The following is a 23,445-nucleotide window of genomic DNA, read 5'->3' as shown; positions in this document are numbered from 1 at the left end:
CGGCCATCCGGGGACTAGGCCGCCTGCGCCGCTACACGTCCGGGGTTCGGCGCCCCTCCTCCCTCCCCTGGGGCGCCGGGCCCGGATCATCCTTCGCTGAGGCACCGGTACCGTCGCTCCCATGGACGACTCGACCGAGGTGCTCGCGGGCGGCAACATGAGCGGACCCGTCGTGCGCATCGGCGATCGCGTGCATCGCACGGCCGGACCTCAAGCTCCCACCATCCACCGCGTGCTCGCTCACGTGCGCGCGCAGGGCGTGACCTGGGTGCCGCGCGTCCACGGCTTCGACGCGACCGGTCGCGAGGTGCTCGACTTCATCCCCGGCGCCGTGGTCCACGACCTGCCCGAGTGGCTGTGGGACGAGGCCGTGCTGGCCGCCGCCGCATCGGCCCTCCGCGAGTGGCACGATGCGACCGTCACGTATCCACGCAAGTCCGAGGACGTCTGGTGGCAGCCGGCTCGCGAGCCGCACGAGGTGATCTGCCACGCCGACTTTGCGCCCTACAACCACGTGTTCCGCGATGGCCGCTGGGTGGGCGCGATCGATTACGACCTGTGCTTCCCCGGGCCGCGAGTGTGGGACCTGGCATATACGGCGTACCGATACGTGCCGCTCACTCCGCATACGGCCGATGCGGTCCCTGACGGGGACTCGTGGGGTCGTTCTGAGTTCTCTCACGACGAGCAGCAGCGTCGGCTCGCCCGATTCCTTGAGGCCTACGGACCCATCGATGGCGATCTCGTCACGTGCGCTGCGGTCCTTGCAGCTCTGCCCGAGCGGCTGGACGCGATGGCGGACTGGTGCGACGGTCAGGAGAGCGCAGATCTGCGCCGCAACGGCGTGATGTACCGCACCCACGCGAGATGGATCGAGTCGGGAGCGCTCGCCGATAGCCTCGAACCATGACCTCCCGCATCGCCATCGTGACCACCGTCGAGATGCCCGTGCCCGACGCCGACGAGGAGCTGCTGCTCCCCCTGCTGCCCGAGGCCGAGCTCGTCGCGTGGGACGACCCCAACGTGGACTGGTCCCGCTACGACCTGACGCTGCTGCGCTCGACCTGGAACTACACCGAGCACCTTGAAGAGTTCCTGGCGTGGGCCGAGCGGGTGAGCCAGGTGTCGCGGCTCATGAACCCGGTCGAGACCATCCGCTGGAACACCGACAAGCGCTATCTCGACGATCTCGCGGCGCAGGGCTTCGCCACGGTCCCCACGGTCTTCGTCGCTCCCGGGCAGGCGGCCGATGCGCGGGCGCTGGAGGGCCATGTCGTCGTCAAGCCTTCGGTGGGCGCCGGGTCGAGCGGCGCGAAGATGTTTCGTGACGACCCCGCGGGCGCATCGGCCCACCTGGCCTCGTTGCACGACGATGGGCGCACCGCGATGATCCAGCCGTACCTGAGCGCCGTCGACACCGCGGGCGAGACGGCGCTGATCTATGTGGGCGGCGAGTTCTCGCACGCCGCGCGCAAGGCGGCCATCCTGTCGCGGGGGATGTCATGGTCGACCGGTCTCTACGCGGACGAGAAGGTGGTCGCGACGGAGGCCACCGAGGCGGAGCGTGCGCTCGCCGACCGCATCGTCGCCACGCTGCCGGACCTTGCCTACGCGCGCGTGGATCTGCTGCCCACTGACACCGGTCCGGTGGTGCTCGAACTGGAGCTCACCGAGCCCAGCCTGTTCCTCGCCCTGGGCGAGGGCGCCGCGGAGCGGGCGGCGACGTCCTTCCGGGCGCTCGCCTCCCACCCGTCCCTGTAGGACGGTCCTGTACACGCTTCGCGGTCGCCGGGCGTCCTGGAGGAAGGATTGTCACACCTTCGCATTAGCCTGATGCTTGGCTCTCCACGCGACCCCGGAGGTTTCCCACCGTGAGTGCACCGATCATCGAAGCGCGCGGACTGCGCAAGACGTACAAGGTCCGCGGCCGCGGGAAGGAATCGCCACGCACGGTGGAAGCCGTGAAGGGCGTGGACATCACCATCGACGCGGGTGAGATCGTCGGTTTCCTGGGCCCCAACGGCGCCGGCAAGACCACGACGCTGCGCATGCTCACTACCCTGCTGGATCCGAGTGGCGGCACGGCCACGGTCAACGGCCACGATCTCGCGAAGGACCCCGTCAGCGTGCGCCGCTCCATCGGCTACGTGGCCCAGATGGGAACGACCGATCCCAGCGCAGTCGCGGGCGAGGAGCTCGTGGACCAGGCTCGGCTGTACGGCATCGACCGCAAGGTGGCTGCCGATCGCGGCAAGGCGCTGCTCAGCGGTCTCGATCTGGACGGCATCTGGGAGCGCAAGTGCGGCACGCTCTCGGGCGGGCAGCGCCGTCGGCTCGACATCGCGATGGGGCTCATCCACGAGCCCCGGATCGTCTTCCTCGACGAGCCGTCGACCGGACTGGACCCGCAGTCGCGCGCGAACCTCTGGGACCACATCCGTCGGGTGCGCGATGACTTCGCGACGACCGTGTTCATCACGACGCACTACATGGACGAGGCCGATGCGCTGAGTGACCGGCTTCTCGTGATCGACCACGGCGAGATCGTCGGCAAAGGCACGGCGGAGGAGCTCAAGCGGTCAGTGGGAGGCGACCAGGTGCTGCTCACCTCCACGAGCGCCGATGCGGCGCACGCCCTGGCGAGTGCGGCCGCCGCCATTCTGGGCGACCATCCAACCGAGGTCGACGGTGACGTCGTGCGCCTCACGGTCCCCGATGGCGCATCGGCGCTGCCCCGGCTGCTGCGGGGGCTCGGAGACTCGCACGACGTGGAGGGAGTCGCCGTGCGGCGGCCCACCCTGGACGACGTGTTCCTGACGATGACCGGCCGGTCGCTGCGCGACGAGGAGGAGTGACATGACGATTGCTCGCGACACCTGGATCATCTTCTCGCGCGCCATGCGACTGAGCCTCCGTCAGCCCGTGTGGGTCGTGTTCGGACTGCTGCAGCCGATTCTGTATCTCGCTCTGTTCGGCCCGCTGCTCGAGACCATTGCCGACACCCGCGCCTTCGGTGAGGATGCCGACGCCTGGCAGATCTTCGTGCCGGGGCTGCTCGTGCAGTTGGGACTGTTCGGCGCGAGCTTCGTGGGCTTCGGGCTCATCTCGGAGTGGCGCTCCGGGGTGATCGAGCGCATGCGCGTCACACCTGCGTCACGGGCGTCGCTGCTGCTGGGCCGCGTCATGCGCGACGTCGTGGTGCTGCTGGTGCAGGGAACGATCCTGGTGCTGGTGGCGCTGCTGTTCGGGTTGCGCGCGCCGTGGTGGGCCCTGGTCGCGGGCGTGGGTACCGTCGCGCTCCTCGGCGCGTGCTTCGCGTCGCTCAGCTACGCCGTGGCCCTCACGCTGAAGTCCGAGGACTCGTTCGCTCCGCTGCTCAACGGAGTGGCGCTGCCGTTGCTGCTGCTGTCCGGCATCCTGCTGCCGATGTCGCTGGCACCCCGCTGGCTGCAACTGCTCTCCGACGCCAACCCCCTCAAGCACGTGGTGGAAGGCGTTCGTGCCATGTTCCGAGGCGAGCTCGGCGATCCAGCCGCGCTATGGGGCGTCGCTATCACCGTGGGCCTGGTGCTGGGCGGCATCGCCATCGGCACTCGGGTGTTCCGGCGCCAGAGCGCGTAGCGCGGAGTCCGGCGCCCCTGCGGGGACCCCGCCCTGCGTCACGGTTCCACCAGGCCCGCCTCGTAGGCGACGATCACCGCTTGCACGCGGTCGCGCACGCCGAGCTTGGCGAGGATCCGGCCCACGTGGGTCTTCACCGTGGCCTCGGCAACGAACAGGTCCGCCGCGATCTCAGCATTCGAGTGCCCAGTAGCGACAGCCTTCAGCACCTCGGTCTCCCGTGGCGACAGCGCGGCCAGTCTCGGGTCGCCCGTGGTCGCCGGTGCATCGGCCCTGGGCAGGCGGTCTGCGAACATCTCGAGCATGCGCCGCGTGACCCGCGGCGACATCACCGCATCGCCAGCTGCCACGGTGCGGATCGCATCCACGAGCTCGGCGGGCCGCGCGTCCTTCAGGAGGAAGCCGCTCGCGCCCGCACGGAGCGCGCCGAAGGCGTACTCGTCGAGGTCGAACGTGGTGAGCACCACGACTCGGGTGTCAGGGTGCTCGGCCACGATGAGGCGCGTCGCCTCGATGCCGTTCATCCCGGGCATGCGCACATCCATCAGCACCACATCGGGGCGCAGTGCCCGCACCTGTGCCACCGCCGTCGCGCCGTCTCCCGCCTCGCCCACGACGTCGAGGTCGTCCTCGCCGCCCAGCACCAGGGAGAAGCCCATGCGCACCAGGGCCTGATCGTCGACGAGGAGAACGCGCAGACGGGGGGACGTCATGGTGCCTCCTCCACGGGCAGCTCGGCGGTCACGCGCCAGCCGTGGCCAGAAGGCCCTGCCTCGACGGTGCCGCCCAGCAGCGCCACGCGTTCGCGCATCCCGATGAGTCCCATGCCGGCACCCTCGGACTCGGTGACCGGCTCGCGTGCCCCCTGATCGACCACGTCCACGATCCACCGGGTCGGCTCCTGCCGGATCACCACACTCACGCCGGCCGTCCCCGGCGCATGTCGCAACACGTTGGTGAGCGACTCCTGGATCACGCGATAGATGGCCAGGCGCACACCGGTGTTGTCCGGCAGATCAAGCCCGAGGCCCTCGGCTCGCACCTGCAGCCCCGCAGCCCGGAACCCATCGACGACCTCGCGGAGGTCCCTGCCCTCGCCCGCGGGACCCAGGGGAACGTCCCCCTCCGTCACCGCGCCAAGGACACGGCGCATGTCGCTCAGGGCCGCGCGACCCGTGCGGGAGAGCTCGTCCAGCGCGACCCGGGCCTGGTCGGGCTGCCGGTCGAGGGCCACCGACGCTCCGTCGGCGAGCCTCACCATCACGGACACGCTGTGCGCGACCACGTCGTGCACCTCACGCGCGATGCGGGCACGCTCCTCCGCCCGCGCCACCTGGGCCTGTCGATCACGGTCGCGCTCGAGTGCGGCGGCGCGTTCCACCAGGTCCGCCATGCGCTCGCGGCGCAGACGCACGCTGATCCCGAGGGCCACACCCACGAGCGCGAGCGTCGCGATCCCGAACGTGTTCGTGATCCGTTCGTCCACCAGCGCGATCGAGGTGCCGTCGCCTGTCACCAACTCCTCGAGCGAGTCGTCCTGCCAGAGCCAGACCACCACCGTCGCGGCAGCGACCGCCGCCGCTGCCGTCCACCATGTCTGCGTGGGCGGCCGGGCCACGGCCAGGGCATACAGCGCGAGCGCGATGCCGAGCTCCGTGCCGCCGAGTTGCCCCACTGACACCAGGGACGCTCCGGCCATGACCACGAACGCCGCGACGACCCACGTGGGGCGCGAGCGGCGCAGCAGGAGCGCGCCCGCGCCGGCCGCCGCCAACGAGGCGGCGACCGGCGCACTGAGCGGGTGATACGGGTCGGGGGCGGCGAGGACGACGTTGAGAACGTAGAACGCGGCTACGGCGGCATCCACCAGCCGCGGGTGATCGCGGAGGTAGCGGCGCACGACGCCGAGCCGACGTCCATCCGGCTCGACGACGAGCGCACCCGCTGCGGTCACAGCGACCTCCAGTTCCGTCGATCAGCTACGCGTCGCGGCGTCGCAGCGACACCATCGCCAGTGCGAGCAGCGTCACGGCCCACGCGACCAGCACACCGAAACCTGCCCACGGGGTCAGGCTCGGCCCGGTGTTCATGCTGTCGATCGCTGCCAGCGTATCGCTGTCGAACAGCATCTTGCTGCCCGCGGTCATCGGGAGGAACGGGCTTACCAGGTCGAACAGCCGCAGGGGAACCAATGCGATCACGTTCTCGACCACCAGGAGCAGCGCGATCACGAGCGTCAGGCCGCCTGCGGTGTGCCGCATGAGCGCGCCGATCGCGAGAGACAGCAGCGCGATGGCGACGAGGTACAACGGCAGCCCCACCAGCATCCTCACCATCTCGGAATCACCGAAGTCGAGCTCGAGGCCCAGGGTGGCGTGGAACGGCATGGTCGCGACGAAGGACCCCACCATGGAGACCATCGTCACCACCGCAATCGTCCCACCGAGAACGATGGCCTTGGCGACCAGCACCATCCACCGTCGAGGCACAGTCGCGAGAGTGGTGCGGATCGCACCGGTCGAGTACTCGCCTCCCATGGCCAGGACGCCGAGGGCGGCGACCGCGAGCTGAGCCAGCTGATACCCGGCACTCAGGTACTGCGCCACGTTGCCCTGGCCCGGGCCCGCGTCGACCATCTCGATCGTCGTTCCCCACGCGGCGAGCACGCTCACCGTGACGAGCAGCGCGACCATGGCGACCAGCGTCCACAGAGTGGAGCGCAGTCCTCGGAACTTGATCCACTCCGCGACTACAGTGCGACGCAGCGTCACCGGCCTCGCGGAAGTGTCCGGACCCCTCACAGGGGAGACGTTCTGTGTCAGGACTGTCGTGCTCATCGTGATCCACCTTCGTTCTGCGACGCCATGGCGCCGGTCTCGTGTGTGTCCATTGGCGCGGAGCGGAACTCCACGTCCTCGGCGGTGAGTTGCAGGTAGGCGTCCTCGAGCGAACCGCCGATCGCCGTGAGTTCGTGCAGGGCCACCCGTGCCTCGGCGGCCGCGTCGCCGATCTGTGAGGCCGAGAGCCCGGTGACCTCGAGGGAGTCGTGGCCAGTCGCGACCACCGTGGCCTGCCGCGAACGCAGCACGGCCTCGAGGTGATCCGCGTGGGGGCTCGCCACCCGGACCCGCTCTCCGTGCGCGGCCGCGATCAGGTCGGAGACTGGGGCGTCAGCGAGCACGCGACCGCGGCCCACCACGATCACGTGGTCAGCGGCGAGGGCCATCTCGCTCATCAGGTGCGAGGACAGGAACACCGTCCGGCCCTGATCGGCGAGCGACCGAGTCAGCCGGCGCACCCACAGCACGCCCTCGGGGTCGAGTCCGTTGACCGGCTCGTCCAGGATCAGCGTCTGCGGGTCGCCCAGCAGCGCCGCCGCGATGCCCAGCCGCTGGCCCATGCCGAGCGAGAATCCGCCGACCCGCTTGTCGGCCACGCTGGCGAGGCCGGCGATGTCGATCACCTCGTCCACGCGAGTACGGCTGATGCCGTGAGTGGCCGCCATCGCCGTCAGGTGATTGCGTGCCGTGCGTCCTGGGTGCACCGCCTTGGCGTCCAGCAGCACGCCGATCTCGCGCAGTGGTGCGCCGTGCTCGACGTAGCGTCGGCCGTTGACGGTCACATTGCCCTTGGTGGGCGCGTCCAGTCCCACCGTCATGCGCATGGTGGTGGACTTGCCCGCTCCGTTGGGCCCCAGGAAGCCGGTGACTCGGCCAGGCTCCACGGTGAACGACATGTCGTCCACCGCTGTCGTGGAGCCGTAACGCTTGGTCAGGCCTTGTGCCTCGATCATGATCTCTCCTTGTGCTCGGTTACTTTCGAGCGTAGGAAGATCACAGGCGCGCCACGATGGCCCCTGGGTGGATTCTCGAGACAGCGTGACGTACGACTTTCGGCGTACTGCTCACCCTGGTGGTGCAGGGCGCGGGGCGGCGCTACCGCTCGACCGGCGCCGCGTTGCCGTAGGGATCGAGCAGGTACTCCGCATCGCCGCACAGAGCGACGATGCGGTCGCCCTCGAAGGTGCCGGAGCGTGGGCCATCGACGGGTGCGCAGTCGTCGCGAGGCACCGCGACCACCACGGTGTCGTCGAACTCCTCGGTCGCGAGGTCGTGCACCACCCACATCTCGTCCGCGAGTCGCTGAGTATCGGGGTCGATGAACACTCCGTGGTACACGGCGCGCTCCGAGGCGGGGTCGAACCACGCGTCGACGCCGCGCTCGCGGGAGAACCCCTGCTGCGCCATCCGTCGGATCTGGTCGGTGATGAGGCTCGGCTCCCATTCGGTCCCGTCGCGCCAGAACACTCCGGTCGCGTAGCCGCTGGGGTCATATGAGACCCAGAGCTCCCGACCTTCGCCCACGTCCCCGCGGTACTCGACGTTCGCCACCCCGCCCTCGACGACGTTCGCAGAGCTCACCACCGAACCGGACCAGTCCTCCGTGCTGTCGAGGGAGATCAGGTCGTACTCGATCACCTGCTCGAAGTCGGACTTGCCGCCCCGCTTGATCCACGACACCTGGAGCTCGGGGTCCCAGTGCACCAGGTCCATATCGAAGTCCGTACGCAGGTCGGAGATCTTGAAACGGTCATCGGTGGGGCTCACCAGGTACAGCGCCTGGAAGTCGGACAGCCACGTGTAGTTGTCGCCCTCGCCCTCACGCACCACGGTGAGCGACCAGTCCTCGTCGACGAGCTCCCACACCCATCCTTCGAGGATCCTGGCGGGCGGCTCGAGCTCGTTCTCCGGGCTGGTCATGGGTGGCAGCTCGTATGCGGTGCCCTGCAGCCACTCGGGCCTGCCGTCGTCCTCGATAGCACTTTCTGCCTCGGGTGACGCCGTCGCGTCGGCGCTTGGATCCCCGATGAATCCGTACTCCCCCAGCAGCCAGTAGGCCCCGAACCCTGCGAGTCCCACCACCGCGATCGCGATCACCACTCCGACCGGGAAGCGCCCAGCATCGTTGCTCCTGCCACCCTTGCTCATGGGCTGATTGTAGGAAGCCCCGCGCACCCCTGGCCGGGGGCGCGCGGCCAGAACTGACTTGCGCGCGCATCGGCCGTTCGCCACAGTGTGGGGATGGCCATTCCCGCCCACACGCCTCAGCGCACCAATCCGCTCACCGATCTCACCCTCGCCTCCCTGCGTACGCGCACCTCGGCGAAGTGGCGGAGGTACAGCGCCGACGTGCTGCCGCTGTGGGTCGCGGAGATGGACGTGGCGCCCGCACCGCCGGTCCGCGAGGCTCTCGAACGCGCCGTGACGAGCGGCGACCTCGGGTACCCGGCGGGCACGGCATACACCGAGGCGCTGGCGGGATTCGCGGAGGAGCGCTGGGGCTGGTCGGTCTCCCCCGGCCACATGGCCACCGTCGCGGACGTGATCACCGGCTACGTGGACGTGATCTCCATGCTGACCGAGCCCGGCAGCGACGTCGTCGTGAACCCCCCGGTCTACCCCCCGTTCTTCTCCTATCTCAAAGCGGCCGGCCGGAACGTCATCGACGCCCCGCTCGGCGAGGACCTGCGACTCGACTTCTCGGCACTCGAGGACGCGTTCCGCCGGGCCACCTCGGGCGGCCGTCCCGCCGCGTACCTGCTGTGCAGCCCTCACAACCCCACGGGCGTCGCGCACACGCGCGACGAGCTCGAGCAGGTCGCGACGCTCGCCGACCGCTACGGCGTGCGGGTGGTGGCGGACGAGATCCACGCGCCCCTGGTCTACGCCGAGCACGACTTCGTGCCGTACCTGTCCGTCGCGGGCGGCGAGAACGGCTTCTCGCTGATGGCCGCGTCGAAGGCGTGGAACCTCGCCGGGATCCCGGCGGCCATCGTGATCGGCGGCCGCGCGGCGCAGGCCGAACTTGCCACGTACGCATCGTCCCCGCACCACGGGCCGACGCACCTGGGCACCATCGCGCAGACCGCCGCGTACCAGCACGGTGCGGCGTGGCTCGACGATCTGATGGCGGGGCTCGACTCCAACCGCCGGCTGCTGGGGACGCTCATCCACGAGCACCTCGCCGGTGCCGACTACCGGCTGCCGGAGGCCACGTACCTCACCTGGATCGACTGCCGGCCGCTCGAGCTCGACGAGGACCCGTCCGCCCACTTCCTCGAGCACGCACGAGTCGCCCTGAACTCAGGGCCGACGTTCGGCGCGGGTGGCGAGGGCCACGTGCGGCTCAACATCGCCACCCACCCCGACATCATCACGGAGGCCGTACGCCGCATGGGAGCGTCCACCCACCTCGGCTAGGACGGCCGATTCGGGCAGGGCCGATGCGCGGGCGTCAGCTCTCGAGCGCTCCCGGCGCCGGCTTGGTCCACACGAGCGTGTAGCGCCACAGCAGCTTCTGGGAGAAGACGCTGCCGGGCATCAGGCGTGCGGACTCGCGCTTGACGTCGATGTACGTGTGCGATGCCGGCCACGCGCACGGCGAGCCGTGATGCCAGTACCCACGAAACAGCCGCTGGGCCTTGTCCACCACCGAGGCCGCCATCTCGCGCGGGATGTCGCGCCACGTCGCCTTCGCGAGGCCCACGACGAGCACCGTGCCGCCGGGTGCGGTGAGCTCCTTGAGGCGCTCGAGTCCCGCCTCGAGGTCCTTGTCGTGCAGCGACGCGATCGCCGACACCACATCGAACGACTCCCGGGGCAGGTCGGCCTCGAACACGTCGGCCTCGAGGTACGTGATGCCAGTGGTGTCCTGGGCACGGGCACGCCGGATGCTCTCGGCGTCCTCGTCGATCCCGGTGACGTCCAGGCCACGCGCGGCGAGCGTGCGGGCGAACAGCCCCTCGCCGCACCCCACGTCCAGAGCGGTGCGTGCCGTCTCCGGAATCTCCTCGACCACCACCCGCTGGTAGTGGATGTTGAGGTTCCAGCGCTTGCCGTCGGGCTTGGGCTCGTCGTCGTCCATGGCGCCCATTGTGGCAGGGCCGGGGCTCAGGCCCCTGCGCCGTCCAGTCTCGCCACCTGCTCGGCAGTGAGCTCGACGTCCAGCGCTTCGATGCACTCCAGGTACTGGCCCCACGTTCGCGGACCGATGAGCGGCAGCACTCGCGGCGACGCCTGCGCGAGCATCCATGCGAGGGCGACCTGATTGCCCGTCGCGCCCGTGGCCGCGGCCACCTCGTCGAGCGCGGCGTACCGCGCCTCGGTGTCCGGGCCCGCGTAGTTGCCCATCGCCCAGAAGTCGTCGGCTCGCCGCGAACGGTCAGAGTAGACGCCCTTCAGGACCGGCGAGTAGGCGACGAGCTGGAGGTCGGCATGCGCCTCGAGGTAGTCGAGCTGCTCGTCGCTCACGATCGACCCGTGCCGGAGCCCCGCGCGTGGGCGCAGGTACGAGTGCTGCTGCTGGAGCGCCACCGGCTGCGGCCACCCGTGGGCGTCGCACAGGGCACGGATGATCGCCATCCGCCATGTGCGCACGTTCGACCATCCGTACGCGCCGATGCGGCCATCGGCGACGAACCCCGCGAGAGTCGAGAGCGTCTCCTCGAGAGGTGTCGAGCGATCGTCCACGTGGATGTAGTAGAGGTCGATGCTCGCCGTTCCGAGCCGCTCGAGCGAGGCCTCCAGGCTCTGCTCGAGAACGGCGGCCGATGCGCCGACGAAGTGCGAGCTCGCATAGGCCCAGTCGACCTCGCCGTCCTTCCATGCGTCGGCGTAGCCCTCGACCCGAGCCGTTCCCTTGGTGGCGAGGTGGACGCGGTCCCGCACGCCCGCATCGGCCATCCATCGACCGAGGACGGACTCGGAGTGCCCGCCCTCGTCTCCGGGTGCCTCCCACCAGCAGTAGCAGTCGGCGGTGTCGATCATCGCGAGTACGGGGGAACCGTCGGGCGACGTGAAGCGCGGCTGCACCTCCCCGAGGTAGTGATCGAGGATGCGGCGTGACTCATCCTCGGGGGTGCGGGTGCCCATCAGCATCGCGCCCAACGCGATGGGCACGAGGGTGCGGCCGGTGGTGGCCAGTGGGCGTCCGGTGCGAGTGGTGGTGAGTGCGGCGGTCATGACTCCTCCTGAGGTGCGGCGGCGGACATCCGTTGCCCGCTCGATCCCGACGCTAGGAATTCGAGCGCGCTCGAAGTCAAGCGTTCCGTCGTCCTCTTGACTTCGAGTGCACTCGAAGGCCTACCGTGGCTCCCGTGAGCGGGTACTCCATCGACCAGGCGGCGGCACAGACGGGCACGTCCAAGCACACGTTGCGCTACTACGAGCGCGAGGGGCTGCTGGCACCGGTGGCCAAGGCCCCCAACGGACACCGCCGCTACACGGACGACGACCTGGGCTGGGTGCGATTCCTGCAGCTGCTGCGCGCCACCGGCATGCCCATCCGGGAGATGAAGGAGTTCGTCGCGCTCACCCATGCAGGCGACCACACGATTGCGGATCGGGTCGCGGTGCTCGCGCACTATCGCGAGGCGCTCGTCGCCCGGATGGAGGCCGACCGCGATCATCTCGATCGGCTCGAGATGAAGCTCGACTACTACCGCGGGGTTCTGCAGGCCGCGGACGCCGAGCCCGAGGACATCACCCGTCGGGAGCGGGCCTCGGGTCAGCCTGCTCGCTCGTAGGCCGCCGAGAGCCACCCGGCGACTTCGTCGTCCACCTCGTCGACGGCGGTGAGGCTCGCTCGGTGCGTGCACATGCCGCTGGCCTCAGTCACGCGCTCTCCCGGCGGTGTCGCGTCGAGGTTGAGCCCCAGCTGCACGCGCGTCGCCGAGGGCGCCTGCACGAGTGCGAATTGCTTCGCACGCCGGAGGCTCACTCCGGTCTTCTGGACCACCACGTCGACATCGTCGCCGAGCGCGCTCGCCTGCGCGACCAACGCGTCGAGAATCGGCCTCAGCACCGCCTTGGCACCCGCGTACTGAAGCGTGAGGAGTGCGTCCGGCTCGGCAGGTCCGCCCGCGAGGTGGGTGCGCACCGCATGCGCGAGCGCGTTCGCATTGCCGTGAGTGAGTCCATGAGACGCCTTGAAGTGGGCGACGATCTCGCCATGCTTCTCCAGGCCCGCCGCGGCCACCTCGTCGGCGAACAGCTCGACGGATCGGCCGGTTGCGGCCTCGATGTTCGCGATCTGCGCGGACGCCTGCGCCTGTGGATCTCCCATGATCTCCTCCTGGTGCTGGACGCTGCTCGTACCCGTCGAGTTCACCCTATGGCGGTGGAGGTGACTTCGCCCGGCCTGGTCCGGAATCGCCCTGGCGGGGCCGCGCGCACCGGCCGGTGTTGCGGCACGCACGTCGAAAGTCATGGCGAGAGGCCGGTGCGGGCATACGCTGACGAGGTGACGACGATGCGCATGCCGGTCGCCGAGGTGGTGATCGACGAGGACCTGGTGACGGCGCTGCTCGCTGAGCAGCACCCGGACCTCACGGACCTCACTGTCGGCGCGCGCTCCGAAGGCTGGGACAACGTCACCTACCGACTCGGCCCCCAGCTGGCGGTGCGGCTGCCGCGCCGCGCGGTGGCCGCCGAGATCACGGCCACAGAACTGGACTGGCTCCCACGCATCGGCCACCACTGGGCGTTTCCTGCTCCAGTGCCGGTCCGCGTGGGCGAGCCCGGCTCCGACTATCCATGGCGCTGGAGCGTCGTGCCGTGGCTCTCGGGTCGGCGCGCCTTCGACGCCCCGCTATCGGACGCTGGCGCGCGTGACTTGGGGACCGCGCTCGCCCAGGTGCACCGACCTGTGCCGGACGACGCCCCGCTGAACCCCTACCGCTCGGGCACCCTCGAGGACGTCGCGGAGGTCTTCGACGCCCGGCTCCGGGGCCTGGAGGAGTCAGGCGAACTTGTGCTCGAGCACGCCGACGTCCTCCGCGCCATCTTCGAGGCGGCAGCAGACACGGCCGAACCGGCGCGCACCTGGAGCCACCTGGACATCCACGGGGCCAACGTCCTGACTCGCGACGGGCGGCTCGCCGGCCTGCTGGACTGGGGTGACGCCGGTGCGGCGGACCCGGCGACGGACCTCGGCCAGGCGTGCACGCTCGTCGGGTCGGTCCACGTCGAGGCGTTGCTGCAGGCGTACGGCACGGCAGACGGGCCGATGCGCGTGGGGGCGGGGAGTCCCGGTCGCCTGCGCGTCGCGGCGCGTGCGGTGGCCTACGCGGTGACGCTCGCGTCCATCGCCGATGATCCGTACCACTCCGCCGGGCTGCGCTCGCTCCGCGACTGGGTCGAGTCCGCGTCCGTCCGGGCCGCCTAGCCGACTCGGCTTCGCTACGCGCTCAGCCGGTCGCGCGCGCGATCCTTCGGGCGCGCCGAGCACCGTGCTGGAGCTTGCGGTTCAGTGCCACCGGAGACGTGGTGAGCAGATCCACCACCGACTGCTCGAGCGCCGCCTGGATCGCCGCGTCGCGCGCGCCGGGCGACAGGTCCTCTCCGTGGTCCCCCAACGCCTCCACCACGGGAGCGATCGAGATCCCGTCCTCCCACAGGTCGACCACGCGGGGGTCGACGTAGGATGCCCGGGCCACGGCAGGGGTGTTGCCCAAGTGGGCGGCCACCTCCCTCATCACGCCCGCGACCGCCTTTCTGCGCGCGGTCGGGCTCATCGCTGCGGCATCGCCGGCGTGAGCGAGCGCCTGCGCCGCGATCACGGTCCCGTGCCACGTGCGGAAGTCCTTGGCGGTCGCATCGGGCTGGACCACCATCTGCAGGTAGCCGTTGATGTCATCGCTCGTGATGTCGCGCCACGACACCGGCGTGCCGGCCTCACGCCATGCCAGGAGCTGGGGGTCGTCGTCGCCGCGTCGCTTGAGCGTCGAGATGGCCGCCTCTGCCTCCGCATCGCGCACCACCACGTGGCGCCGCTTTCCTGACTTGGCGATGTAGTCGAACTCCACGCCGTCCGACGTGACCCGCGCGTGCTCACGCAGGATCGTGGCGAGCCCGTACGAGCCGTTGTCCGCCGCATAACCCTCGCCGCCCACGCGGAACAGGCCGCGGTCAAGCAGCCGGAACGCGATCCCCAGGACGTGCTCGCGAGACATGTCGTCGCGGCTCGCGTCCGCATCGGCGACCGCCCTCGCCGCCGGCAGGCCCGCCGCGACGTCGAGCACCCTCTCGTGCTTGGCGCGATCCCGGCGCTCACGCCAGGCGGGGTGATACAGGTACTGGCGGCGCCCCGCCTCGTCGGTGCCGAGCGCCTGCAGGTGGCCATGGGGCCATGGGCAGATCCACACATCGGTCCACGCGGGCGGGATGGCGAACGCGCGGATGCGCTCGATGCCCTCGGCATCGGTGATGCGGTGGCCGCGCTCGTCTCGGTAGGTCCAGCCCTTGCCGGCGCGCCTTCGGGTGAGGCCCGGCTCGGAGGGGCGGGAGCGGCGGAGGCGCGGCATGTGTCGAGAGTAGGCGAATGGGCACCACGACCATCCAGGACGCTGTGCGCGACACGGACTGGGCAGGAGGACTATGCGGCACGCGAGCGGTCGTGGCGATGGGGATCGAGCTGGGCATCGAGCGGACGGTCGGGCCGTCAGGCTAGGGTCAGAGCATGGAGACGTTGAGATCCGAACGCCTCACGCTGCGGCCCATGACCATGGACGACGCTGAGGACCTCGCCGAGCGTCGATCCGACACGACCACGGCCCAGTACCAGGCGTGGCGCGCCCCTTATCCCGTCGAGAGGGCGCGCGAACTCATCGAGGACATCACCTCCAGGCCGGGCCCCAGGCCGGGGCACTGGTACCAGCTCGCCGTAGTCCGCACGCGCGACGACAAGGTGCTGGGAGACGTCGCGATCTGGCTGTCGGAGAACGGGCGCACCGCGGAGGTGGGCTTCACGCTTCACCCGTGGGCCCGGGGCCACTACTACGCCACCGAGGCGACCGCGCGCCTGGTGGACTATGCGGTGTTCGACCTGGGCGTGCACCGGGTCGAGGCGTCGACCCATCCCCACAACATCAGTTCGATCAAGGTTCTCGAGCGCATCGGGTTCATCCCCGAGGGCATTCGTCGCGAGCGCTACTGGGTCGAGGACGAGGTGTCGGACGACGCGATGTACGGCATCCTCGCGCGAGAGTGGAAGGCACGTCGCGCCCAGGACTGACCGCCGCGGGCGCCGACGCTAGAAGTCGCCAGGCGCCACCTGAAGACACGTGAGCCCCAGCTCGTCGCGCCACATGTCGACCACGTGATTGCGATCGTCCAGCACGCACAGCACGTCGAATCGCGGGACGATCTCGCGCTCGAAGATCTCTCTCTTGACCACGCCGTCGGAGCGCTCGTCAGCGTCAGGCCGGAGGTGGAGTCCCTCGTACGGCACGGGCAGATGGGTGCTGAGCCACCACTCGGTCTCGGCGCGCGACACCTCCTTTCGGCCGGAGATCACCACGATGGTGTGGCCAGCGAGGTGCAGCGCCCTCACCACCTCGAGCACGGGCTTGTTGGGAGTGTCCAGGTCGTATCCCGTGGTCGCGAACGGGTGGCGATCGCCCATGTGCGCGAGCGTGCCGTCGAGGTCGACCAGGACGGCCGAGGGCAGCGCGCCGTCGCTGCGGTCGCGTGGGGCGGAATCGCGGGCTGTCGTCATGCCACCATCCTGACGCATCGCTCCCCACGGGCGGAACGTGCGTGACTTAGGCTGACCCCATGTCCCCTACTGAACCGATCTACATCGCTGACGAGACGGTCCGGGCGCTCATCGATGAGCAGTTCCCGGAGCTCGCCGGGCGGGAGCTCGGGCGCCGCTACACGCTCGAGGATCAGTTCGCCATGAGGATCGGCGACGACTACGGCGCGATCTTCCCGCGGCTCCCGGGCAGGGACGAGCACTACGCGCGGGTCGTGGACCTCATCACCCCGCATGTGGACCGATGGACCTTCCCCTCCAGCCACCCCATCGCGACGGGCGTCCCTGGCCACGGCTTCCCCTACCACTGGACCCTGGTGCAGTGGATCTCGGCGTCGACCGCAGGGTTCGTCCCGCTGCATGCCGAGTCGGCGCGCCCGCTGGGCGAGGCGCTGCGCGAGGTGCACACCCCGAGCCCGGCCGATGCGCCGCTCAACCCGCGGACGGGGCTGGGTCTCCCTGAGCTCGAGGACCAGTTCTCGTCGCTGCTCGCCTTCGCATGCGACCGTGGAGCGCCCGAGAACCGCAGCATCGACGCCGATGCCGCCAGGGCCATCTACGAAGAGGGCGAGGCCGCGTCGCAGGACGTGTCGTTCACCTGGACCCACGGCCGGCTCGAGCCGCGCGCGATCCTGTCGGATCAGGGCGCTTTCGCAGGCATTCTGCTCTGGCACAACTTCGGCGCCGGGGACCCTGCCGCCGATCTCGGGTACGCCGCCAACCTGCTCTCCCGCGACATGCACCCTCACTTCTGGGCCGGCTACGGCGACGTCTCGGAGGCGACAGCCGCGCGCGCACGGGCGTTCCAGGTGTTCGCCGCGCTCCGACACATCCAGATCGACGACCCGTTCCTGATGCGCATGGCGTGGGAGCGGCTGATGGAGCTCGGGCTGGTGCACGAGGCCTGACGCCTTCCCCGGGCGTATGCCCGCTGACATAGTGGCCTCATGCGACGGCGAAGGCGCGGTTCCCTGCTCATGGCCGCAGTGGCCGCGGTCGCGGCGACGAGCGCGTGCTCCGAGGGTTCTGCCGATCCCTGGGACGAGCCGGCGGACTACACGTTTGAGGCGACCATCACCGTCTTCGGCCCGGCCCACGGCGAGTGGCGCGTCACCGTGCGCGATCACGAGGTCGTCGAGGTCGAGGGTCTGGATGAGTGGAGCGAGATCGACGAGTTCACCACCATCGAGTCCTTCGACACCCTCGCGGACTACATCACGCGGCACGACGAGGCGCGTGCGGAGGGCGCTCACAGCGTGGCGCTGAGGCAGTCCGCCGACGGAACCCCGACTCACTATTCGGTCGACTGGAGCGCCGACGCCGTCGACGATGAGTACGAGGCCTCGTTCACGGACGTCACGCCCACGGATGGCACAGCCGGCTCCGTGCCAGACTGAGCGCATGAACATCTACGAGACTCCGCTCCCGGGCATCGGTGTCCGGTACGAGTTCCAGGCCGAAGGCGGCGACCACGTAGGAGTGGTGGTCCGTCGCGACGGCAAGCGTGACATCGCGTTGTACGACCGCGAGGACCCCGATTCGTGCAAGGGCACGGTCGAGCTCTCCGAGGGCGACGCGTCCAAGGTCGCCGAGCTGCTGGGCGGCACCAACATCACAGCCCGCCTCGACACGCTCAGCCACATGGTGGAGGGCCTGTCCATCGAGTGGGTCACCATGCCTGCGGTGGGCGGGCTGACGGACAAGACCATCGGCGACGGCCGCATCCGCACGGAGACGTCCGCCTCGGTCGTCGCCGTGATCCGCGGCGACGACGGCATCCCCGGGCCCGAGCCGGACTTCACCCTGCGCGCCGGGGACACGGTCCTGGTCATGGGCGGCGCCGACGCTGTACGCAGCGCCACCTCGATCCTGACGGGATAGCGATGCTCGCCATCGCGCTGCCGCTGGAGGTGCTCCCGGAGCCGGAGACCAGCCACGCGGGCGCGGTGCTGATCGAGCTCGGAATCATCCTGCTGGTGCTGGCCGCGCTCGGACGCGTCGCCGCCCGGCTCGGAATCCCCTCGATCCCGTTGTACCTGCTCGCGGGTCTGGTCATGGGCGACGGCGGCTTCATCCCCGTCAGCGCCGGCGAGGAGTTCCTCGAGGTCGGCGCAGAGATCGGCGTGGTGCTCCTGCTGCTGCTCCTCGGGCTCGAGTACTCGCCTGAGGACCTGCGCAACGGGCTCAAGTCGAACTGGGCGGCCGGCCTGCTGGACGGCGTCGCGAACGCGGTGCCCGGCTTCGCCGTCGGCCTGATGCTGGGCTGGTCGCCCACCGCCGCGCTGCTGCTCGCCGGCGTCACCTACATCTCGTCGTCCGGCATCATCGCGCGCCTGCTGGACGACTTCGATCGCGTGGCGAACCGCGAGACTCCCGTGCTGCTGAGCCTGCTCGTCATGGAGGACATCGTGATGGCGGTGTTCCTGCCCATCGTCGCGGTGCTGCTGGTGGGCGCCTCTCTGGTCCAGGGCGCGATCGCCGCCGGCGTTGCGCTGGGGATCGTCGCGCTCGCCTTCGTGATCTCCATGCGCTTCTCGCACCACGTGTCGCGACTGGTGCACTCGCGCTCGCGTGAGCTGCTGCTGCTGGGCGTCCTCGGCCTGACGTTCCTGGTCGCCGGGCTCGCCGACGCGGTCCAGGTCTCGGCGGCGGTCGGCGCGTTCCTGCTTGGCCTCACGCTGTCAGGCCAGGTCGCGGACGATGTGCGCACCCTGCTGCCGCCGCTGCGCGACGTGTTCGGCGGCCTGTTCTTCGTCTTCTTCGGCCTGATGATCGACCCTCGAGATCTGATTCCGGTCCTGCTCCCCGCGCTCGCGCTCGCGCTCGTCACCGCCGTCACCAAGATCTACACGGGGATGTGGGCCGCCAAGCGCAACGGCATCGGGCCCAAGGGCCAGTGGCGCACGGGCCTGTCGCTCGTGCCGCGCGGAGAGTTCTCGATCGTCATCGCCGGCCTGGGAGTCGCGGCTGGAGCCGAGTCCCAACTGGGGCCCTTCACGGCCGCGTACGTGCTGATTCTCGCCGTGACGGGTTCGCTGCTCATGCGCTTCGCCAACAAGATCCCGCCCCCGGGGACGTGGTGGGGCGCAAGCACGTCACCGGCGCGTGCGCCGTCGCCTGGCGCCACCCCCTCGCGGGTGACCGGACGAGCACAGCGCGACGCGTCCACGTAGCGCTTGACGGGTTCTGCGCGCGGTTCGACAATGCTTGTCTGAGCCCCCCGGACGACACTGGCACTTCACAGAACGGTTCGACGCACAAGGACAGCCATGAACACCCTGACGTGGTTCGAGATCCCCGTGACAGACCTGGAGCGCGCGACCGCGTTCTACCGCTCCGTCCTGAAGGCGGAGTTCTCGCCCGAGGACGACGGCGAGGGCCATCGCAAGTCCATCTTCGAAACCGATTCGGGAGTGTCGGGCGCGCTGTCCCACGGCGCGGACTGGGTCCCGAGCGAGTCCGGAACGATGGTCTACTTCGATGCGAATCCCGACCTCGCTCCGGTGCTGGACCGCGTGACGCAGGCGGGAGGCGAGGTCGTCGAACCCAAGCAGGAGGTCGGCGGCGACCACGGGTACTGGGCGCGCTTCCGCGACACCGAGGGCAACATCGTCGGGCTCCTGTCGGAAGGCTGATCAGCCGCACGACGCCGGCCCCGCCACACGGCAGAATGTCCCCATGATCCGTGACGCCACCACTGCCGATGCCGCGGCCATCGCCGCGCTCTACAACCCCTACGTGCGCGAGACCGTCATCACCTTCGAGTACGAGGAGGTGTCCAGCGAAGACATGGCGTCGCGGATCGCGCGCGTGCAGGAGCTGGACTTGCCGTGGCTCGTGCTCGAGGACGAGGGCTCGATCATCGGCTTCGCCTACGCCGCTCAGTACCGTCCCCGCGCGGCCTACCGCCACTCCGTCGAGACCACCATCTACCTCGCCCACGGCGCCGGCGGGCGCGGACTCGGCCGCAAGCTCTACGATGCGCTCATCGCGCGACTGCGCACGGGCCACCCGCACTCTGCAATCTCGCTCATCGCCCTGCCCAACGACGCCTCGATCGCCCTGCACCTGGCGACAGGGTGGAGCGAGGTCGGGCAGCTGCGCGAGGTGGGACGCAAGTTCGACCGGTGGATCGACGTCGCCTACTACCAACTGGACGTGAGCTCGACCTAGACCACCCCCGTGCGGGCGCGAGCATCGGCGCTCCCTTTGGCTCTTGCGCGCCCGGGTGCCGTGGGTGACGATGGTGGCGTCGCCCAGGGAATGTCTCCCACGCAGGGCGGGCGGCCCCCGCCATGGCGGGGTTGACTATGGAAGAAGACAACAATGACAGTCCCCACCTCACGGCGGGGATCCGATGCGGGCTTCACGTTGCCTGAACTGCTGGTGGTCATCGTCATCGTCGCGATACTCGCCGCGATCGCCATTCCGCTGTACCTGGATCACACCAGGAAGGCGAATGACGCAGCGGCGCAGTCCGACGCGATGAACCTCGGCACGATGGTGCGCGCAGCGTACGACGAGGGGGGCAGCCCCACCGTCACGCTGAACGGGGACCGCAGGTACGTGATCGACGGCGAGGTGGCGTTCGGTGCCTCCCCCGGCGTCGAGTTCGTCACGTTCACCGGCGGCGACATCGAGTCGTGGTGCGTGCAGCTGCGTCACCCGGGCGGCGAGGCGGCGGCAAGTCCCGGCGTTCGCTTCGACGCTCAGAACGGCTACGTCGAACAGGCGGCCTGCCCGTAAGGATCCTCAACGGAACGCGACGAAGGCCCGGTCCCCTTGCGGGGGCCGGGCCTTCGTCGCTTCGCGTCCGAGTGGACGACGCGATGACCTACACGCCGCGGACGGCGCGCGTCGCCTCCAGCATGTGCGTCAGCGTCTCGGTGGTCTCTGCGTAGCCGCGGGTCTTGAGGCCGCAGTCCGGGTTGACCCACAGCTGCTTGCCGGGGATCGAGTCCTTCGCCAGCTGCAGCAGCTCCGTGACCTCCTGCGTCGACGGCACGCGCGGCGAGTGGATGTCCCACACGCCCGGCCCGATCTGGCGCTCGTAGCCGTGGCTGCGAATGGCAGGCAGGACCTCCATGCGCGAGCGCGCGGCCTCGATCGAGGTGACGTCGGCGTTCAGGCCGTCGATCGCGTCGATGATCTCGCCGAACTCGGAGTAGCACAGGTGCGTGTGCACCTGGGTGTCGTCCTTCGCTCCCGAGGTCGCCAGACGGAACGAGTTCACGGACCAGTCGAGGTACGCGGACTGCTCCGACTTCTTGAGCGGGAGGAGCTCGCGGAGGGCGGGCTCGTCGACCTGGATGATGCCGATGCCGGCAGCCTCCAGGTCAGCGATCTCCTGGCGCAGCGCCAGGCCCACCTGGTTGGCAGTGTCGCCCAGCGGCTGGTCGTCGCGCACGAACGACCACGCGAGGATCGTCACCGGTCCGGTCAGCATGCCCTTGACGGGCTTGTCCGACAGCGACTGCGCGTACTCGGCCCAGCGCACCGTCATGGGCGCCGAGCGTGCGACGTCGCCCCACAGGATCGACGGACGCGTGCAGCGCGAGCCGTACGACTGGACCCAGCCGTTCTTGGTGACGTCGAAGCCGTCGAGCAGCTCCGCGAAGTACTGCACCATGTCGTTGCGCTCGGCCTCGCCGTGCACCAGCACGTCGAGCCCGAGGTCCTCCTGGAGGCGCACGACGGAGGCGATCTCGTCCTTCATCGCCTGCTCGTAGTCGGCGTCGGACAGCTCGCCCTTGGCCCACGCGGCGCGTGCCTTGCGGATCTCGGGGGTCTGCGGGAACGAGCCGATGGTCGTCGTGGCCAGCTCCGGCAGGTGGAAGCGGTTCGCCTGGGCGGCCGCACGTGCCGAGTACGGCCCGCGCTCGAACCAGCCCGGGTCCACCTCGGCGAGCGCATCGCGCACATCGGCGCGGTTGGTGCCCGGGTGCTCGGCGCGCGCCTTCAGCGCGGCACGGGCCTCCCCGAGGGCGCCGGCGACGGCGTGCTCGCCCTGCTCGCGAGCGGCGGCAAGAGTGACGATCTCCGCCACCTTCTCGTCCGCGAATGCCAGCCAGCTGAGCAGCTCCTCGCCGAGGTGCTCCTCGCCCTGCAGGGTGTGCGGGACGTGGAACAGGCTGGTGCTGGAGGAGACGGTGACCGTCGCGCCGAGCGCAGCGACCGCATCCGCCTTCCGCAGCGCCTCGTCGAGATCGGTGCGCCAGATGTTGTGGCCATCCACGACGCCCGCGACGATGGTCGCGCCCGTCAGATCGACATCGGCCGGAACCGAGCCGCGCACGAGGTCGATGCCGATGGCGTCGACGCCCGCGTCCTTCAGGACGGGAAGCGCGTCGCCGAGCGAGTGGTACGGCGCAGCGACGAACAGCGCGGGGCGCTTCTCCAGCCCCACCAGGTTCGCGTACGCCTTGGCGGCGTTGGCGAGCACCTCGCTGCGGTCGGCAGCGATGTCGGCGACCAGGATCGGCTCGTCGATCTGCACCCACTCGGCGCCCGCTGCCGCGAGCTCGGCGAGGAGGTCGTCGTACGTGGCCAGCAGGTCGTCGAGACGCTCGATCGGCTCGAAGCCGGTGGGCGCGTCGTCGGAGGGCTTGGACAGGTACAGGAACGTCAGCGGGCCGGGGATCACCGGGCGCGTGACGAAGCCGGCCTCCTTGGCCTCGACGAACTCGTCGACCCACCGCAGCGAGGCGAGCTCGAACGTGGACTCGGGGCCGATCTCGGGCACCAGGTAGTGGTAGTTCGAGTCGAACCACTTGGTCATCTCGAGCGGGGCCTTGTCGCCCTCGCCGCGGGCGATCACCGAGTAGCCGGACAGGTCGAAGCCGCCGTGCTCGAGCTCGTAGTCCTTGAAGCGCGTGGGAACGACGCCGAAGGCCACCGACGCATCGAGCATGTGGTCGTAGAAGGAGAAGTTCGACGGAATCGACGAGTCGGCGCGGCCCAGGCCGAGCGCGGCAAGGCGCTCCAGGTTCGCGAGGCGGACCTCCTTGGCGACGGACTCGAGGTCCGCCTCGGTCGAGGCGCCCTTCCAGAACGACTCGAGGGCCCGCTTTAGCTCGCGCATTCGGCCGATGCGCGGGTAACCAAGGATCGTGCCGCCGGGGAAGGCGGGCGCAGGGGCAGATGCATTGGTGATGTCAGACATGGTTCCTCGTGGAGGTCTTGGTGCGCGGCGGGCTCGCCATTGCGCTTGGTCGACGCGTGCATTCAGCG

27 protein-coding genes are annotated in these 23,445 nt (G+C 69.8%); 16 read left to right on the top strand and 11 right to left on the bottom strand.

The window, feature by feature from the left end; genetic code table 11:
- Positions 1 to 121 precede the first annotated feature (121 nt).
- The 4 genes from QQX02_RS06765 to QQX02_RS06750 all read left to right on the top strand — a co-directional run bounded on the left by QQX02_RS06765 (position 122) and on the right by QQX02_RS06750 (position 3,621).
- The gene (locus tag QQX02_RS06765) at positions 122 to 910 is read left to right on the top strand and encodes a phosphotransferase (protein WP_301142060.1); all 789 of its coding nucleotides are present in this window, start codon (positions 122 to 124) and stop codon (positions 908 to 910) included.
- On the top strand, positions 907 to 1,761 hold the full coding sequence (locus tag QQX02_RS06760; protein WP_301142058.1) for an ATP-grasp domain-containing protein: 855 nt from the start codon (positions 907 to 909) through the stop codon (positions 1,759 to 1,761). The genes QQX02_RS06765 and QQX02_RS06760 overlap by 4 nt, the downstream gene beginning before the upstream one ends.
- 110 nt (positions 1,762 to 1,871) lie before the next feature.
- The gene (locus tag QQX02_RS06755; RefSeq protein WP_301142056.1) at positions 1,872 to 2,855 is read left to right on the top strand and encodes an ATP-binding cassette domain-containing protein; all 984 of its coding nucleotides are present in this window, start codon (positions 1,872 to 1,874) and stop codon (positions 2,853 to 2,855) included.
- A gap of 1 nt (position 2,856) precedes the next feature.
- Positions 2,857 to 3,621, top strand: a complete 765-nt coding sequence (locus QQX02_RS06750) for an ABC transporter permease (protein ID WP_301142054.1) — start codon at positions 2,857 to 2,859, stop codon at positions 3,619 to 3,621.
- Between the two features lie 38 nt (positions 3,622 to 3,659).
- Here the strand turns inward: QQX02_RS06750 and QQX02_RS06745 are convergent, their stop codons facing one another.
- From QQX02_RS06745 to QQX02_RS06725, 5 genes are all read right to left on the bottom strand, one after another.
- Positions 3,660 to 4,334, bottom strand: coding sequence for a response regulator (locus QQX02_RS06745; protein WP_301142053.1), 675 nt, complete (start codon positions 4,332 to 4,334; stop codon positions 3,660 to 3,662).
- Entirely contained in the window at positions 4,331 to 5,575 is a 1,245-nt protein-coding gene (locus tag QQX02_RS06740; RefSeq protein WP_301142052.1) for a sensor histidine kinase, read from the bottom strand. The genes QQX02_RS06745 and QQX02_RS06740 overlap by 4 nt, the downstream gene beginning before the upstream one ends.
- A 25-nt stretch (positions 5,576 to 5,600) precedes the next feature.
- A complete protein-coding gene (locus tag QQX02_RS06735) occupies positions 5,601 to 6,458 on the bottom strand; it encodes an ABC transporter permease (protein ID WP_301142051.1) in 858 nt (285 codons plus the stop codon).
- Complete coding sequence (locus QQX02_RS06730) at positions 6,455 to 7,414, bottom strand: ABC transporter ATP-binding protein (protein ID WP_301142050.1); 960 nt, start codon at positions 7,412 to 7,414, stop codon at positions 6,455 to 6,457. The genes QQX02_RS06735 and QQX02_RS06730 overlap by 4 nt, the downstream gene beginning before the upstream one ends.
- A 142-nt stretch (positions 7,415 to 7,556) precedes the next feature.
- On the bottom strand, positions 7,557 to 8,609 hold the full coding sequence (locus tag QQX02_RS06725; RefSeq protein WP_301142048.1) for a hypothetical protein: 1,053 nt from the start codon (positions 8,607 to 8,609) through the stop codon (positions 7,557 to 7,559).
- Between the two features lie 93 nt (positions 8,610 to 8,702).
- Here QQX02_RS06725 and QQX02_RS06720 point away from each other — a divergent pair, with 93 nt between their 5' ends.
- The gene (locus tag QQX02_RS06720) at positions 8,703 to 9,881 is read left to right on the top strand and encodes a MalY/PatB family protein (protein WP_301142047.1); all 1,179 of its coding nucleotides are present in this window, start codon (positions 8,703 to 8,705) and stop codon (positions 9,879 to 9,881) included.
- A 34-nt stretch (positions 9,882 to 9,915) separates the two neighbouring features.
- Here the strand turns inward: QQX02_RS06720 and QQX02_RS06715 are convergent, their stop codons facing one another.
- Together QQX02_RS06715 and QQX02_RS06710 are read right to left on the bottom strand one after the other, a co-directional pair.
- Entirely contained in the window at positions 9,916 to 10,545 is a 630-nt protein-coding gene (locus QQX02_RS06715) for a class I SAM-dependent methyltransferase (protein WP_301142046.1), read from the bottom strand.
- A 26-nt stretch (positions 10,546 to 10,571) separates the two neighbouring features.
- Entirely contained in the window at positions 10,572 to 11,642 is a 1,071-nt protein-coding gene (locus tag QQX02_RS06710) for an aldo/keto reductase (RefSeq protein ID WP_301142045.1), read from the bottom strand.
- 134 nt (positions 11,643 to 11,776) lie between these two features.
- Here QQX02_RS06710 and QQX02_RS06705 point away from each other — a divergent pair, with 134 nt between their 5' ends.
- Positions 11,777 to 12,205, top strand: a complete 429-nt coding sequence (locus tag QQX02_RS06705; protein WP_301142044.1) for a MerR family transcriptional regulator — start codon at positions 11,777 to 11,779, stop codon at positions 12,203 to 12,205.
- Here the strand turns inward: QQX02_RS06705 and QQX02_RS06700 are convergent.
- The gene (locus tag QQX02_RS06700) at positions 12,187 to 12,744 is read right to left on the bottom strand and encodes a DUF5655 domain-containing protein (protein WP_301142043.1); all 558 of its coding nucleotides are present in this window, start codon (positions 12,742 to 12,744) and stop codon (positions 12,187 to 12,189) included. The two genes, QQX02_RS06705 and QQX02_RS06700, sit on opposite strands and share 19 nt — an antisense overlap.
- Before the next feature lie 186 nt (positions 12,745 to 12,930).
- On the opposite strand from QQX02_RS06700, the gene QQX02_RS06695 reads away from it, so the two are divergent.
- Positions 12,931 to 13,845 carry a phosphotransferase gene (locus QQX02_RS06695; RefSeq protein ID WP_301143676.1) on the top strand — a complete coding sequence of 305 codons (915 nt, stop codon included), beginning with the start codon at positions 12,931 to 12,933 and terminating at the stop codon, positions 13,843 to 13,845.
- Between the two features lie 22 nt (positions 13,846 to 13,867).
- Here the strand turns inward: QQX02_RS06695 and QQX02_RS06690 are convergent, their stop codons facing one another.
- A complete protein-coding gene (locus tag QQX02_RS06690; protein WP_301142042.1) occupies positions 13,868 to 14,983 on the bottom strand; it encodes a DNA topoisomerase IB in 1,116 nt (371 codons plus the stop codon).
- 17 nt (positions 14,984 to 15,000) lie between these two features.
- Between QQX02_RS06690 and QQX02_RS06685 the strand changes: the two genes are divergently transcribed.
- Both QQX02_RS06685 and QQX02_RS06680 read left to right on the top strand, forming a co-directional pair.
- On the top strand, positions 15,001 to 15,129 hold the full coding sequence (locus QQX02_RS06685; RefSeq protein ID WP_301142041.1) for a hypothetical protein: 129 nt from the start codon (positions 15,001 to 15,003) through the stop codon (positions 15,127 to 15,129).
- 9 nt (positions 15,130 to 15,138) lie between these two features.
- Positions 15,139 to 15,693 (top strand): GNAT family N-acetyltransferase, encoded by a 555-nt coding sequence (locus QQX02_RS06680; RefSeq protein ID WP_301142040.1) that lies wholly within the window; start codon positions 15,139 to 15,141, stop codon positions 15,691 to 15,693.
- 18 nt (positions 15,694 to 15,711) lie between these two features.
- Here QQX02_RS06680 and QQX02_RS06675 read toward each other — a convergent pair whose 3' ends face one another.
- The gene (locus QQX02_RS06675; RefSeq protein WP_301142039.1) at positions 15,712 to 16,176 is read right to left on the bottom strand and encodes a phosphatase domain-containing protein; all 465 of its coding nucleotides are present in this window, start codon (positions 16,174 to 16,176) and stop codon (positions 15,712 to 15,714) included.
- 59 nt (positions 16,177 to 16,235) lie between these two features.
- Between QQX02_RS06675 and QQX02_RS06670 the strand changes: the two genes are divergently transcribed.
- The 7 genes from QQX02_RS06670 (at position 16,236) to QQX02_RS06640 (ending at position 20,961) form a co-directional block, all read left to right on the top strand.
- Positions 16,236 to 17,123 carry a phosphotransferase gene (locus QQX02_RS06670; RefSeq protein ID WP_301142038.1) on the top strand — a complete coding sequence of 296 codons (888 nt, stop codon included), beginning with the start codon at positions 16,236 to 16,238 and terminating at the stop codon, positions 17,121 to 17,123.
- 69 nt (positions 17,124 to 17,192) lie between these two features.
- Positions 17,193 to 17,612, top strand: coding sequence for a DUF6174 domain-containing protein (locus tag QQX02_RS06665; RefSeq protein ID WP_301142037.1), 420 nt, complete (start codon positions 17,193 to 17,195; stop codon positions 17,610 to 17,612).
- Positions 17,613 to 17,616: 4 nt separating this feature from the next.
- A complete protein-coding gene (locus QQX02_RS06660) occupies positions 17,617 to 18,096 on the top strand; it encodes a cation:proton antiporter regulatory subunit (protein ID WP_301142036.1) in 480 nt (159 codons plus the stop codon).
- A gap of 2 nt (positions 18,097 to 18,098) precedes the next feature.
- On the top strand, positions 18,099 to 19,388 hold the full coding sequence (locus tag QQX02_RS06655) for a cation:proton antiporter (protein WP_301142035.1): 1,290 nt from the start codon (positions 18,099 to 18,101) through the stop codon (positions 19,386 to 19,388).
- Positions 19,389 to 19,484: 96 nt separating this feature from the next.
- Positions 19,485 to 19,850 carry a VOC family protein gene (locus QQX02_RS06650; protein ID WP_301142034.1) on the top strand — a complete coding sequence of 122 codons (366 nt, stop codon included), beginning with the start codon at positions 19,485 to 19,487 and terminating at the stop codon, positions 19,848 to 19,850.
- Positions 19,851 to 19,893: 43 nt separating this feature from the next.
- Complete coding sequence (locus tag QQX02_RS06645) at positions 19,894 to 20,388, top strand: GNAT family N-acetyltransferase (RefSeq protein ID WP_301142033.1); 495 nt, start codon at positions 19,894 to 19,896, stop codon at positions 20,386 to 20,388.
- A gap of 153 nt (positions 20,389 to 20,541) precedes the next feature.
- Positions 20,542 to 20,961: a prepilin-type N-terminal cleavage/methylation domain-containing protein gene (locus QQX02_RS06640; RefSeq protein ID WP_301142032.1), complete on the top strand. Its 420-nt coding sequence runs from the start codon at positions 20,542 to 20,544 to the stop codon at positions 20,959 to 20,961.
- An 88-nt stretch (positions 20,962 to 21,049) separates the two neighbouring features.
- Here the strand turns inward: QQX02_RS06640 and metE are convergent, their stop codons facing one another.
- Entirely contained in the window at positions 21,050 to 23,377 is a 2,328-nt protein-coding gene (metE, locus tag QQX02_RS06635; protein WP_301142031.1) for a 5-methyltetrahydropteroyltriglutamate--homocysteine S-methyltransferase, read from the bottom strand.
- Positions 23,378 to 23,445 lie beyond the last annotated feature (68 nt).

Origin of the sequence: Demequina muriae (assembly GCF_030418295.1) — a bacterium.
GTDB classification, from domain to species: domain Bacteria; phylum Actinomycetota; class Actinomycetes; order Actinomycetales; family Demequinaceae; genus Demequina; species Demequina muriae.
The sequence above is the reverse complement of the archived record's forward strand: the minus strand, read 5'-3'. Positions and strand labels throughout refer to the sequence as shown.

Bases quoted from the DNA above. Each gene is read 5' to 3' on its own strand.
- QQX02_RS06765 (WP_301142060.1), top strand. From the start codon at position 122: ATGGACGACTCGACCGAGGTGCTCGCGGGCGGCAACATGAGCGGACCC.
- QQX02_RS06760 (WP_301142058.1), top strand. From the start codon at position 907: ATGACCTCCCGCATCGCCATCGTGACCACCGTCGAGATGCCCGTGCCC.
- QQX02_RS06750 (WP_301142054.1), top strand. From the start codon at position 2,857: ATGACGATTGCTCGCGACACCTGGATCATCTTCTCGCGCGCCATGCGA.
- QQX02_RS06745 (WP_301142053.1), bottom strand. From the start codon at position 4,334: ATGACGTCCCCCCGTCTGCGCGTTCTCCTCGTCGACGATCAGGCCCTG.
- QQX02_RS06735 (WP_301142051.1), bottom strand. From the start codon at position 6,458: ATGAGCACGACAGTCCTGACACAGAACGTCTCCCCTGTGAGGGGTCCG.
- QQX02_RS06730 (WP_301142050.1), bottom strand. From the start codon at position 7,414: ATGATCGAGGCACAAGGCCTGACCAAGCGTTACGGCTCCACGACAGCG.
- QQX02_RS06725 (WP_301142048.1), bottom strand. From the start codon at position 8,609: ATGAGCAAGGGTGGCAGGAGCAACGATGCTGGGCGCTTCCCGGTCGGA.
- QQX02_RS06720 (WP_301142047.1), top strand. From the start codon at position 8,703: ATGGCCATTCCCGCCCACACGCCTCAGCGCACCAATCCGCTCACCGAT.
- QQX02_RS06715 (WP_301142046.1), bottom strand. From the start codon at position 10,545: ATGGACGACGACGAGCCCAAGCCCGACGGCAAGCGCTGGAACCTCAAC.
- QQX02_RS06710 (WP_301142045.1), bottom strand. From the start codon at position 11,642: ATGACCGCCGCACTCACCACCACTCGCACCGGACGCCCACTGGCCACC.
- QQX02_RS06700 (WP_301142043.1), bottom strand. From the start codon at position 12,744: ATGGGAGATCCACAGGCGCAGGCGTCCGCGCAGATCGCGAACATCGAG.
- QQX02_RS06695 (WP_301143676.1), top strand. From the start codon at position 12,931: ATGCGCATGCCGGTCGCCGAGGTGGTGATCGACGAGGACCTGGTGACG.
- QQX02_RS06690 (WP_301142042.1), bottom strand. From the start codon at position 14,983: ATGCCGCGCCTCCGCCGCTCCCGCCCCTCCGAGCCGGGCCTCACCCGA.
- QQX02_RS06685 (WP_301142041.1), top strand. From the start codon at position 15,001: ATGGGCACCACGACCATCCAGGACGCTGTGCGCGACACGGACTGGGCA.
- QQX02_RS06680 (WP_301142040.1), top strand. From the start codon at position 15,139: ATGGAGACGTTGAGATCCGAACGCCTCACGCTGCGGCCCATGACCATG.
- QQX02_RS06675 (WP_301142039.1), bottom strand. From the start codon at position 16,176: ATGACGACAGCCCGCGATTCCGCCCCACGCGACCGCAGCGACGGCGCG.
- QQX02_RS06670 (WP_301142038.1), top strand. From the start codon at position 16,236: ATGTCCCCTACTGAACCGATCTACATCGCTGACGAGACGGTCCGGGCG.
- QQX02_RS06665 (WP_301142037.1), top strand. From the start codon at position 17,193: ATGGCCGCAGTGGCCGCGGTCGCGGCGACGAGCGCGTGCTCCGAGGGT.
- QQX02_RS06660 (WP_301142036.1), top strand. From the start codon at position 17,617: ATGAACATCTACGAGACTCCGCTCCCGGGCATCGGTGTCCGGTACGAG.
- QQX02_RS06655 (WP_301142035.1), top strand. From the start codon at position 18,099: ATGCTCGCCATCGCGCTGCCGCTGGAGGTGCTCCCGGAGCCGGAGACC.
- QQX02_RS06650 (WP_301142034.1), top strand. From the start codon at position 19,485: ATGAACACCCTGACGTGGTTCGAGATCCCCGTGACAGACCTGGAGCGC.
- QQX02_RS06645 (WP_301142033.1), top strand. From the start codon at position 19,894: ATGATCCGTGACGCCACCACTGCCGATGCCGCGGCCATCGCCGCGCTC.
- QQX02_RS06640 (WP_301142032.1), top strand. From the start codon at position 20,542: ATGACAGTCCCCACCTCACGGCGGGGATCCGATGCGGGCTTCACGTTG.
- metE (WP_301142031.1), bottom strand. From the start codon at position 23,377: ATGTCTGACATCACCAATGCATCTGCCCCTGCGCCCGCCTTCCCCGGC.